Origin of the sequence: Paucibacter sp. XJ19-41 (assembly GCF_028462495.1) — a bacterium.
In the GTDB taxonomy this organism is placed as follows: Bacteria; Pseudomonadota; Gammaproteobacteria; order Burkholderiales; family Burkholderiaceae_C; genus Roseateles_E.
This window is the reverse complement of the sequence record NZ_JAQOWX010000150.1, coordinates 1-11,183: the sequence shown is the minus strand read 5'-3', so window position 1 is coordinate 11,183 and position 11,183 is coordinate 1. Positions and strand designations below refer to the sequence as shown.

Annotated in this window: 13 protein-coding genes; 1 reads left to right on the top strand and 12 read right to left on the bottom strand. The window is 68.2% G+C overall.

Features of this window, described 5'->3' with window-relative positions; all coding sequences use genetic code 11:
* Nucleotides 1-138: 138 nt before the first annotated feature.
* The 11 genes from PO768_RS25565 to PO768_RS25515 all read right to left on the bottom strand — a co-directional run bounded on the left by PO768_RS25565 (nt 139) and on the right by PO768_RS25515 (nt 8,391).
* On the bottom strand, nt 139-1,131 hold the full coding sequence (locus PO768_RS25565) for an imelysin family protein (protein WP_272648290.1): 993 nt from the start codon (nt 1,129-1,131) through the stop codon (nt 139-141).
* Nucleotides 1,131-2,540 carry a di-heme oxidoreductase family protein gene (locus PO768_RS25560; protein WP_272648289.1) on the bottom strand — a complete coding sequence of 470 codons (1,410 nt, stop codon included), beginning with the start codon at nt 2,538-2,540 and terminating at the stop codon, nt 1,131-1,133. The genes PO768_RS25565 and PO768_RS25560 overlap by 1 nt, the downstream gene beginning before the upstream one ends.
* Nucleotides 2,537-3,724 (bottom strand): imelysin family protein, encoded by a 1,188-nt coding sequence (locus PO768_RS25555; RefSeq protein ID WP_272648288.1) that lies wholly within the window; start codon nt 3,722-3,724, stop codon nt 2,537-2,539. Before PO768_RS25555 ends, PO768_RS25560 begins: the two co-directional genes overlap by 4 nt.
* A gap of 54 nt (nt 3,725-3,778) precedes the next feature.
* Nucleotides 3,779-4,081 carry a glutaredoxin family protein gene (locus tag PO768_RS25550; RefSeq protein WP_272648287.1) on the bottom strand — a complete coding sequence of 101 codons (303 nt, stop codon included), beginning with the start codon at nt 4,079-4,081 and terminating at the stop codon, nt 3,779-3,781.
* A 75-nt stretch (nt 4,082-4,156) separates the two neighbouring features.
* Nucleotides 4,157-4,939 carry an MBL fold metallo-hydrolase gene (locus PO768_RS25545; protein WP_272648286.1) on the bottom strand — a complete coding sequence of 261 codons (783 nt, stop codon included), beginning with the start codon at nt 4,937-4,939 and terminating at the stop codon, nt 4,157-4,159.
* Nucleotides 4,940-5,105: 166 nt separating this feature from the next.
* A complete protein-coding gene (locus PO768_RS25540; protein ID WP_137945184.1) occupies nt 5,106-5,507 on the bottom strand; it encodes a hypothetical protein in 402 nt (133 codons plus the stop codon).
* Between the two features lie 9 nt (nt 5,508-5,516).
* On the bottom strand, nt 5,517-6,224 hold the full coding sequence (locus PO768_RS25535) for a DUF433 domain-containing protein (protein WP_171018438.1): 708 nt from the start codon (nt 6,222-6,224) through the stop codon (nt 5,517-5,519).
* Nucleotides 6,225-6,440: 216 nt separating this feature from the next.
* The gene (locus tag PO768_RS25530) at nt 6,441-6,788 is read right to left on the bottom strand and encodes a RidA family protein (protein WP_262969717.1); all 348 of its coding nucleotides are present in this window, start codon (nt 6,786-6,788) and stop codon (nt 6,441-6,443) included.
* Complete coding sequence (gene plsY / locus PO768_RS25525; protein WP_272648285.1) at nt 6,785-7,528, bottom strand: glycerol-3-phosphate 1-O-acyltransferase PlsY; 744 nt, start codon at nt 7,526-7,528, stop codon at nt 6,785-6,787. Before plsY ends, PO768_RS25530 begins: the two co-directional genes overlap by 4 nt.
* Before the next feature lie 6 nt (nt 7,529-7,534).
* Nucleotides 7,535-8,041 carry an aminoacyl-tRNA deacylase gene (locus PO768_RS25520; RefSeq protein ID WP_272648284.1) on the bottom strand — a complete coding sequence of 169 codons (507 nt, stop codon included), beginning with the start codon at nt 8,039-8,041 and terminating at the stop codon, nt 7,535-7,537.
* A gap of 68 nt (nt 8,042-8,109) precedes the next feature.
* Nucleotides 8,110-8,391 carry a hypothetical protein gene (locus PO768_RS25515; RefSeq protein WP_272648283.1) on the bottom strand — a complete coding sequence of 94 codons (282 nt, stop codon included), beginning with the start codon at nt 8,389-8,391 and terminating at the stop codon, nt 8,110-8,112.
* Between the two features lie 158 nt (nt 8,392-8,549).
* Between PO768_RS25515 and PO768_RS25510 the strand changes: the two genes are divergently transcribed.
* Nucleotides 8,550-8,915, top strand: a complete 366-nt coding sequence (locus tag PO768_RS25510) for a hypothetical protein (RefSeq protein ID WP_272648282.1) — start codon at nt 8,550-8,552, stop codon at nt 8,913-8,915.
* 1 nt (nt 8,916) lies between these two features.
* Here PO768_RS25510 and PO768_RS25505 read toward each other — a convergent pair whose 3' ends face one another.
* Complete coding sequence (locus PO768_RS25505) at nt 8,917-10,791, bottom strand: methyl-accepting chemotaxis protein (protein WP_272648281.1); 1,875 nt, start codon at nt 10,789-10,791, stop codon at nt 8,917-8,919.
* Between the last annotated feature and the right edge of the window lie 392 nt (nt 10,792-11,183).

Below are 11,183 nucleotides of genomic sequence, written 5' to 3'. Positions count from 1 at the left end.
GCCGCGTCCAGCCGGCCGACCCGGAAGCTGGGGGCCTCGTCGCGCCAGGCGGCGGCCAGCTGCACGGCGGCGCCGTCGGCCGCCCGGGCCAGCCCGCCGCCCAACAGGCCGGCGCCCAGGGTCAGGACTTGCCGACGATCAATCACCATCGGCGTCCGAAAAGCCCAGGCTCAGATCCAGCGCCGGCGCCACCTGCTCCTGGACCAGGCGCTTGAGCGCTTCCAGCGCCTTGGCGGCAGCCAGCACCGGCGCCGGCTTGGCAGGGTGCAGGCCCTGCAGCTTGGCATCGGCGGCCAGCGCGCTGCTGCGCAGCGCATCGGCCTCCCGGTTGCGGCCGCGGCCGCGCAGCCAGCTTTCCAGCGGCACCAGGCCATCGCCCGGCGCCGGCGCACGCTGCCAGCCTTCGAACAGGGCCAGGCCGCGCAGGCTTTGCCACTGTGCGGCCCAGGCGGCGGCGGTCAGGCCGCTGGTGGCACGCGGCAGGGATTCCTTGCCCGAGCGCAGCGGCTTTTCCATCTGGGCCCAGCGCAGCCGTTCGAGCCCGCCGACCCATTGGTTCAAGAGCTCGGCGCTGCCGGCCATCTGCGCCTCCTCGTCCCAGGCCTCGGGCTCACGCGCCGCCAGCTCGGCAAAGCCCTGGCGCAGCGCCTGCGCCTCGGCCACCAGCTCCTCGATCAGCAGCGCCGCATAGCGCCGCGCCGGGGCCTCCAGCCGCGGCTGCCACAGCAGCTGCTCCAGCGCTGGCAGGCCCTTGGCCGGCGTGCCGACACGTTCCAGCGCTTTCAGATCGGCCGGCGCGGCCGCGATGGCCTTGGCGATCAGGGCGGGCCGGCTCGGTGCGAAATCGATCTGGCGCTGCGAGCGCCGCGCCAGCACCGGCCCCAGGGCCGGCGTCGCCAGCCGCTCCCAGGCCAGCATCGCGCCGGCCCAGGAGGGCCGGTCCAGACGCTGCTGCAGCTGGGCCACCGCCTGCCCAAAGGCCTCGACACGCGGCAGCGACCAGTGCCGATAAAGGCCCTGCAGCATCTGCAGCGGCGTGTAGGCCGGCACCGCCTCGCGGGCCCAGTCGCTCTGGGCGCGGGCCACACCGCAGACGCTCAGGCCCGCCAAGAACAGACGACGGTCCATCATCACAGCGACTCCACAAACTTCACCAGCGCCGCGCGCTCGGCGCGCGTCATGCCCAGCACCTGCTGCTTGGCCGCTTCGGCCTCGCCGCCATGCCACAGCACGGCCTCCAGCACGCCGCGCGCGCGGCCGTCGTGCAGCAGCCGGCTGTGGCCGTTGACATCCTTGATCAGGCCGACACCCCACAGCGGCGGCGTCTTCCATTGCCGGCCGCTGGCCTGGAAGTCGGGCCGGCCGTCGGCCAGGCCCTCGCCCATATCGTGCAGCAGCAGATCGGTATAGGGCCAGATCTTCTGGCCGTTCAGCGCTTTGCTGCTCAGGCTGGGGAACGGGCCCTCGGCGGTGGTGTAGCTGGGCCGGTGGCAGGCCGCGCACTGGGCTTGCTGGAACAAGACCTGACCCTTCTTGACCTGCAGATCATCGATCCTGCGGCGCGCCGGTGGCGCCAGCGTGGCCTGATAGAACACCACATCGGCCAGGGTCTTCGCATCGATCTCGACACCCTGCCCCTTGGCGCCGCGCGGCGCGGCAAGGCAGTCGGTCTGGGCCGGCATGCAGTCTTCCTGCGGGAACTGCGGCGAGGTGATGCCCATATCGCCGAGAAAGGCGCCGGCGCTCTGGTGCGCGATGGTGGCCACATTGGCCTTCCAGCCGAAGCGGCCGATCATGGGCTTCTCGGCAAAGGCATCCCAAACCCGGTTCACCTGGCCCTTGATCGCGCCCGGGGCGGCCGCCTGCTCGGCAGCATTGCGCAGAATCTCGGCCTCGGGAATCGCCTCCAGCAGACCGACGCCGATCAGCTGCGGCGCGATGCGCGGGCCGACCATCACGTCCGGCGCCATGGGCCCATAGCCGAGCTGGCCAAAGCTGTAGTGCGGCTTCAGCAGGCTGTAGCGGCTGCCGTCCTTGAAGCGGCCAGCAACGGCCTCATAGCGCAGCAAGACCTGACCCTCGGGCCTGACGCCCTGCACCGCCGCGTTGTTGAACTGCCCGCCATAGACCGGCTCCGGCGCCGGCCCGCCATGGGCATCGGTGCCGGGCACCGACAGGCGCATCAGCAAGCCCACCGGCTGATCATGCAGGCCCTTGCGGAAGCTCGGCGGCGCGCCGCGCCCGTCCTGCACATGGCAGCCGCCGCAGCTGCGGGCGATGAAATGCGGGCCCAGGCCGTCGCGGGCGGTGGTCGAGGCCGGGGCTTCGACCCAGTTGCGGCGGAAGAAGCTGTTGCCGATCGCGAAGCGGGTGCGCTCCTCGTCGCTCAGATTGGCGGCCGGGAAGGAGAAGGCATTGCGGCCATCGGCATAGACCGTGGTGGCGCCGCCGGTCTTTTCTGCGTCGTCGCTGGTGGCAGCACCCACGCCATACACAACGGCCGCCAGGCTCGCGCCGGCGGCCAATATCCATCCCCTCATGGCTGGACCAGGGTCAGCTTGGTGATGCCGATGGCCGTGGCGGCCTCGACCAGCAGCTTGCTCTGCGCCGTCAGGCTGTCAATCGTGGCCTGGATGCGCAAGCGCCCCGGCGCCGTCTTGTCGCCCAGGATCTCCTGGTCGAACGGTGCCTGGATCTTGCCGGCCGCAGCCACGGACGTGGCCAGTTGCTCGCTCAGGCGCTGAGCCAGCGCCGCGTCCTTGGCGGCCACCAGATCGCGCAGCGCCGGGCCCTGCAGCAGCGTGCCGTCGGCCCGCTGGTAGCGGCCCAGCCAGACGTTCTCTATGCCCAGCGCATTGGTCACCGCATCGCGGTGGGTGTTGTCGGAGAAGCAGGAGTGCTCGTCCTCCTGGTCCTGGCTGGCCAGCGCCACTTCCAGGCGTTCGCCGGCCAATTCGCCGCGCGACAGCGAGCCCAGGCCCACCAGCATCTTGCGCAGCGACTCCTGGCCGCCTTTTTCGAATTTCGCGCGGTAGTTGTTCTTGACGCCGGGCGCCCAGGCCTTGAGCAGGCCCTGCAGATCGTCGATCAGCAGATCGGTCACCACCGCCAGATACTGGCGGCGGCGGTCGGCATTGGGGGCCTTGCCGTCGACGAAGTCCTCATAGCTGCGCTTGCCCGGACCGGTGGGCGACAGGTCTTGCCCCCACAGCAGGAACTCGATCGCATGCCAGCCGGTGGCGACGTTTTCCTCGCCGCCACGCTCGTTCTGCGCCGCCAGGCTGGCCTTCGTGATCTTGAAGCCGCGCTTGTTGATCAGGCCGCTGGCGCTCTTGCCCTCGATGCGGTCGACATAGCTCTCGTCCATCGGCCAGGCGTTGAGCTGGCCTTCGGGGCCTTTGTCGTTGTCGATCGGGCCGCCATAGAAACGGAATGCCTCGGTCTGGCCGTAGAACTCGCGCGCGGACAGCCAAGCCTGGCGCGTCGTCTGCAGCCGATCCCGCGAGGGCTGGGCGACGAAATCCTTGATGGTCTGGCGCAGGGCCTGGGCGGCCTGCAAGGTGTCGGCATAGTTGGCGTGGACCAGGGCCGCATAGTGGGCGTTGACGGCGGCTGGCGTGGCGCTTGCTGCGGCGGCGACCGCGGTTCGCTGGGCCTGGGCGGGCAGCGAAGCCAACAGGGCCGGGCCGGCGGCCAGGCTCAGAAGCAGGGCAAGAGATTTCATGGCAACTATGTAAATGCGAGTAATTTGCATTCTCGCATCTAATCCACCTCCGTCTCAAGCCGGCGGTCGCAAGAGCGCACGGATGCGCTCTCGGTCGAAACCCAGGATGGTGTGGCCGCGCACGACAAAGGTCGGCGTGCCGCGTGCGCCGCGCGCCTGGTATTCGGCCAGGCAGCTTGCATCGCGCTCGATGAAGCACTCGCGGTGCGGCACGCGGTGCTCGTTCAGCCAGGCGCTGGCGCGCTTGCAGAACACACAGGTGGTCGAGGACAGCATCAGGATGTCCTGCGGCCCGGCCCAGCGGCGCAGGTCCTCGGCCTGCTCGTCGGCATGCCGCGTGCCGGCCCATTTCGACAAGCCCCACACGCCCCCGACGATCAGCAGCAGCGAGACGAGGCCTGATCGCGGTGATTTCTTTAGCCTCGCGCGATGCTACGCCGGCAGCCGGTAGTGGCTGGCGCTCATCAGATCGATGCCACAGGCCAGACCCTCGACCCAGGCAATGAAGTCGGGCACGGCCGCGCCGGCCAGCGGCGCGCCATGCTGGGGCACGATCATCGCGATATCGAGCTCGCGCACCATCGCAGCCCACAGGCGCAGCACCTTGTTGCTGACCATATAGCGGCGGTGAAAGCCCTCCATATGGCGGATATGGCCGGCCAGCCGGGTCACGGTCTGGCCGGGCTGCAGATCGGCACCCAGCGAGGCCCCCAGATCGCCGGAGAACAGGATGCGGCTGACGGGATCGTAGAACTGGAAATTGCCCTCGGCGTGCAGGAAATGCGCCGGCAGCGCCCAGAGCTCGAAGCCATCGGCCTCGCCCTGCCCCAAGCGCAGGCGGGCGCCGGCGTCGGGCAGCCCGATGATGCGGCCCACCGTCTTCCCGGGCTTGCAGAAGTGCGGGGCGAAGCGCTCCCAGATGCGCGAGATATAGACCGGCGCCGTCGTGGCCGTCATCCAGCGGTCCAGCGAGGCGATGATGTCGGGGTCGGCATGCGAGGCCAGGATGGCCGCCAGCTTGTGCGGCGGCATGTGCCGGGTCAGCCCCAGATAGAGCTCGTTGTAGGCGAGATTGCCGCCGGGGTCCAGGATGGCGCCGGTGGCGCCATGCACCAGCAGAAACTGGTTGGACTGCACCGCCTCGCCGTCCTCCTGGGTCAGATTGGAGAACATCAGGCACAGGTGCGAGCCCTGACGGTAGAGCTCGATCGGCATGTGACGGCCTCCCTTTTTTCTTGATGAAGGCGGCCACTCTAGTCGGATAAATCCAGGGAGGGCTTGATGGGCATCAAGCTCGCTCTGGATGGGGTCAAGCGGCTGCAGTGCCTCGGGCAGCGAGGGTGACCAGATGCACACCCGCCCCCGGGCTGCCCGGCGAGAGTTACAGCCCCTGAAACTTCTTGCTCGATGAATGCTGCCAGGGAATGCGGAAACCGCCGCCAGCGGTAAGCCGCGCATGTTCCAGCACCTGCGGCCACCAGAGCACCAACCGAGACGACATCAACCAGAAGGCGTGCCTCGACCATTGCGGGTCCAGCACGTAGACCGTATGGCCAGCGCGACGCAGCGCCTCACGCTCTTGGCCTCGGCTCTTCGCAAACTTGTCGATGCTGACGATGTACCACCCCTGACCCAGGGCCGGTATCCATTCCAGGTCAGGAGTGCTGCGCCGGAACTTGTCTGATAGGTGAATCACCTCGTCAACGCCGCTTTCAGCCTGGCATAGCTCGCGGATGGCGTGCGCCAGATCCGGAGGAAGGTTGGCATCAAACAGGAATCGCACGCCGCCGAATCATGCTGCGAGTTGCTGCTCGAAAGCGACGGCCGCTTTCACTTCCAGCGGCTTGACACGGTACAGACGCGCCACCCGCTCAACGTTCTCGCCTTCAGCCTTGAAAGCAGCAGCAAGCGTATCGGTGGGCACGCCACTTTCAGCCACGATGGGCTCGCCGAACTGCACTTGCGGATCAAGCACCACCAGGCGCTTTCTCGGCATCGGGAACCAACGCAATGCGCTTGCGTCGGCACCGTACTCAATGCCCTCCAGAAGGCTGGGGCGGATCACCGCATCCATGGCGAACTGCTGCTTTCGCACATCCAGCAGCTTCGGGTCCTCGCCTGCACGCTCCACCGCTTCCAGAAATATCTTCTTGCCGTCAGTGACGAAGCGCCGCGAGTGCAATGGATAGTCGCCTAGCGTCTCCCGTGCCACATCAATCGTCGCTCTGATGACCTGCAGACTCACACCTTGCTCGACAAAGCGAGCCACGGTGCGCAATTCCAACAGATCATGGAAGCCGAGAACCTGCTCGTCGCCGAACTCTTCGTCACCTGCGTACTCAAGCGTCCAAAGCGGACCGGAGATCTTCCGTCCGTCGCCATGCTTCCAGGAGTAACCCTTCAACCAGCGGCGAACAGTGCGCAACTCCGCCCTCACGAGCCGTGCGGCTCGTGCCAACGGGTACATGCCAGTACCGAGGAGGCTAGGTTGCTGATTCATGATTGCTTACCAGTTTACGCCCGCTATCCAACTTGCACCGAAGCGCAGTCGCGAACTCTGTGCCCGTGCACAGGTATCGAAACCAGCAAGAGGGGCTTGGCCCCGCTTGCTTGCTCCGTAGCCGGCTGACCGGCCGCCGCCGGCTATCCAGCGGGTGCCCGGCGGTGGCCAGAGCAGACTGGCACGCGGATCTTGATCAGCCCGTCACTCGATCGTTCAGACGGCCGCCGTGACGACGATCTCGACCTTCCATTCCGGCCGGGCCAGATTGGCCTCGACGGTGGCGCGCGGCGGCGCGTTGTCCTTGGCGACCCAGGCGTCCCAGGCGGCATTCATGCCGGCAAAGTCGGCCAGGTCCTTGATGAAGACCTCGGCACGCAGGATCTTGCTCTTGTCGCTGCCGGCGCGGGCCAGCAGCTTGTCGATCGCGGCCAGCACCTGGGCGGTCTGGCCGCTGATGTCCTGGCTGGCGTCGTCGGGCACCTGGCCGGCAAGGTAGGCCACACCGTTGTGCACGGCCATCTCGGAGATGCGGGCGCCGACGTCGAATCGCTGAATGCTCATGGCTTGTTGTCCTTGGATTTGGAGGGGTGATGATGAGAATGACCGCGCGGCTTGGGGCCCTCGCCGTGCGGGTGTTTCTTGCTCGCGCCGGCCGGCAGCGCTGCGGCCGAACCTTGTGCCTTCTGGCCGATCTTGCTCTCGGTGCCGTTCATCAGCTTCTTGATATTGGCGGCATGGCGCCAGATCAGCAGCAGGCCCATCAGGCCGGCGCACAGCACGATGGGGCCGGCGCCCCAGATCAGCATCTGATAAAAGGGCGCGAACACCGCCGCGACCAGCGAGGCCAGCGAGGAGTAGCGCGAGAAGTAGGCAATGATCAGCCAGGTGGCCAGCGTGGCCGCACCCAGCAGCGGGTTGATGGCCAAGAGCACGCCGGCCGCCGTGGCCACGCCCTTGCCCCCCTCGAAGCGGAAGAACACCGGCCACAGATGGCCCAGGAAAGCCGCCAGCCCCACCAGGGCCGCCGTGCCCTCGCCCAGGCCGACGTCGGGCCCGAACAGCAGCACCAGCAGCACCGGCACATAGCCCTTGAGCGCGTCGAACACCAGGGTCAGGATGGCGGCGGCCTTGTTGCCCGAGCGCAGCACATTGGTAGCGCCGGGGTTGCCCGAGCCGTAGCTGCGCGGGTCTGACAGCCCCATCACGCGGCTGATGATCACGGCAAAGGACAGCGAGCCGATCAGATAGCCGGCCAGGATGGCCAGCAGGGGGTAGACAAAGGTCGTGAGGGTATCTTGCATGGGCCGCTATTGTGCATCGGCGTCCAGTGCGCAAGGGACGCTGCGCAGCGGCAGCAAGTCGGGCAGAACCCGCGGGTCCATGCCGACCAGATAGCCGCGCCGCCCGCCGTTGATGCAGTTCTTGGTCAAGGCCAGAATCGTCGCCTCGACACACACCGGCATCGCCGTGCGCGTACCAAAGGGCGAGGTCCCACCCACCAGATAGCCGCTGTGGCGCTGCGCCACCTCGGGCGTGCAGGGCTCGACCTTCTTGCAGGGGATCTGGCGCGCCAGCTCCTTCAGGCTGACCTGGCGGTCACCATGCATCAGCACGATCAGCGGCTGGGCTTTCTCATCCTGCATCACCAGGGTCTTGACGACCTCGTGCTCCGGCACGCCCAGTTGCCGCGCCGACTCGGCCGTGCCGCCGTGCTCGACATAGTCGTAGACATGCTCGCTGAACGCGATCTTGTGCTGGCGCAGCAGCTGGGTGGCCGGCGTCTCGCTGACGTGGGGGGAAGACTTCTTGCTCATCGCCGGGATTCTCGACCAAGCCGAGCGCCCCGGGCTTGTACCGGATTGCGATGTGGCCGCTGGCCGGCTCAGTTGAGCGTCGAGCGTGACGGCGCACCGAAACGGCCGGCCGTCAGATCGGCAAAGGCATTGAACAACCAGGGGCATCCGGGCGCCACCGCGTAGAGCTGGCGATGGCCGGTCGAGCGACGGCGCACGGTCAGCAAGCGATCCGGCAAGCCGATCGCCGCCAACTCCTTCGGTGCGCCCTCGGACATCTCGAAATCAACGGGGTCGAAGCCGGCGAGTTCCAGGGTGCTGACCAGCGTGGGCCATAGCTGCAACGCTGGGGTGTTGATCGGCTGTGCCATCAGAAAGTTCCTCACTTCATCGCCGGTACAACTCTTCCGGCTCCCCGGAGTTTGGTCGGCCCGCATGACACGGTGATGACCCGGCCAAGCATAGAATCCGCCACCAAATGGCCGCGCAAGGGCGGCTCGTTCTTGTTCTCGATGTTGGAGGCCATGCAATGAGCGCGACAGACACCCATTCCCAGTTGCCGCCCCCCCCGTTGCTCCCGGACCTGGACGGGCTGCTGCCGGCCTTGCGGGGCTATCCGGTCACCGATCTGGTCACCGTCTATACCGAGATGGCCGCGCAGGCACCGGCTTCGATGGACGCGGCCCGCAGCTTTGCGCTGGTCGAGCGATGCATTTCCAACTGGATCGCGACACTGGAGCTGACGCTGGCGTCGAGCGAACCCTGCGACGAAGAGCCGCACAAGCGCCTGCGCCTGCAGCAGCAAGGCGCCCGGGACGCACTGCTGTGCGTGCGCCGCATGCTGTCGGCCGCCGAGAGCCGGCGGCGCTGCGGTCCGCATCGGCTGTCGTCCTGAGTCAGCCGCGCTGCAGCCGGAACTCGCCGGCCAGGGCACTCATCTGCTCGGCCTGCTGGTTCATCGACTGCGCCGCCGCCGCCGACTGCTCGACCAGGGCCGCGTTCTGCTGGGTCATCCGGTCGATCTCGGCGATCGCCTCGCTCAGCTCATGCATGCGGGCCGACTCGTGCTGGGCATCGCTGGCAATGCCGCGGATCATGCCGGTGACCTGCTCGACGCCGCGTGCGATCCCGTGCATCGCGGCATTCGCCTCGGCGATCTGGCGCGAGCCGGTCTCGACCTGCTCGACCGAGGCGCCGATCAGGCTCTTGATCTCGCGTGCCGCACCGGCGCTGCGCTGGGCCAGCGCCCGCACCTCGGCGGCGACCACCGCGAAACCGCGCCCCTGCTCACCGGCCCGCGCCGCCTCGACGGCGGCATTGAGGGCGAGGATATTGGTCTGGAAGGCAATGCTGTCGATCACGCCGATGATGTCGGCGATCCGGTGCGAGCCGGTGTTCAGGCCCTGCATCGTGAGCAGGAACTGCTCGACCACGCTGCGGCCATGGCTCGCCGCCTGCGCGGCGGCCTGGGCCAGCCGGCTGGCCTCGTCGGCGGCGCGGGCGGTGTTGCCCACCGTCAGGCTCAGCTGCTCGACATTGCTCGCCGCCACCTGCATGCGCGCGGCCGACTGCTCGCTGCGCTGGCTCAGGTCCTGGTTGCCGGCCGAGACCTCGTCGGCCGCCTGGTGGATCTCGCCGGCCGACTCCTGCAGCTTGTGCACCAGGCCGCGCAGGCGCTGCTGCATGCCGGCAATCGCATTGAGCACGCGCCACATCTCGTCGCGCCGGCCCAGCGTCACCGCGCTGCTGAGATCGCCGCCGGCGATCTTCTCGGTCACCTCGACCGCCTGCAGCACCGGCCGCAGAATGCCGGCGATGGTGCGCCACAGCAGCAGGCCCACGGCCAGCAGGCCGAGCAGCACGGCGGCGGCCATCATCGCGGCGCGCTGCTGCAGGCCGGCCTCGCGTTCGGCCAGGCGCTGATCGACCGTCTCCAGCACCCGTGCCGACAGCCGCGCCTGCAGCTGAGCGGCCTGGGCAAAGGCCGCGCTCATCTTGTCCAACGGGTAGCCGACATCCTTGGCCGAAGCGGCCAGCACCTCGTTGACCGAGCGCTGCTGCTGCGCCGCCGCCTCGCGGGCCTGCTCGTAGTCCGACGCGTCCTCGGCGTCGAAGCGGGCGGCGAGCGCCAGATTGTGCTGCAGCAGGCGAATGTCTGCGTTGTAGCGCGCGGCCGCGGCCGCCACCCGGCCCACATCGTCGACGGCCGCGGCGGTCGCGATCGCGCCCAGCTCGGACAGCGCATCGCCGATGCGCGGCGCCAGCTGCAGCCCGGCGATCACCGAGAAATAGCTCGCGGCCTCGGCATCGAGCAGCAGGCCGGCCTCGGCATTAAGGCGGTCGACTGTATCGAACAGCTCGGTCGCCAGCCCCTGCTGGGCCAGCATCAGCGCCGCGAAATCCAGCTCGCGCCGGCGCAGGCCCTGGTCGAGCGCGGTGAAACGCTGGCGCAGCTCGGCTGGTGCCGCCGCCGCCTCAAAGCCCTGAAGCACCCGCTCTGCCAGGGCGCGGCGCTCCGGCTCGCCCTCGGGCTGCGCCTGCAGCGCGGCGGCCGCCAGCCGATGAGCGTTCAGCGCCTCCAGCTGCTGCTGCCACAGCCGGTTGGCCGGCAGGCCGGCGCGCGCCTGACGCAGCAGGGCCAGATCCTCGGCCATCTCGGCGCCGAGCTGCCAGGTCGGCAGCAGGCACAGGATCGCGCTCAGCAGGGCCACCAGACCCAGGCGCTGGCGCAGAGTTGGAGAAAAAGAAAAAACAGCGATCCAGGACTTCATGCGGGACAACTCCACAGGCCGGCCCTCGACATGGGGCCCCTCACCTGCAGCCGAAAAGTGTCCCTACATTTGGTGACATTCGGTGCGCAAACGACCACGCCCCGACGGGGTCTGGGGCTGTTGGCCGATTCACCGCCTTGTCACGACGGCGCGCTAGGCCAAGGCCAACCGATGCGGGTCGCAGGATTGCGACAACGCAAACAAGAACAATTCGCGTTTGCGTCGCTAGAATGCGCGTCACTCGCCCAGCCATCGCCAGGTGCTCTCGTTCAACCGTCGCCGCCCTCTCGCAGGGCGGGCGACCCGACCCTGGCCCTCGATGTCCCGTCCCGCTTCACTCACACGCCGCCCTGCCCTGCTCGCCAGCCTGCTATCCCTGGCCTGCGGCGCCC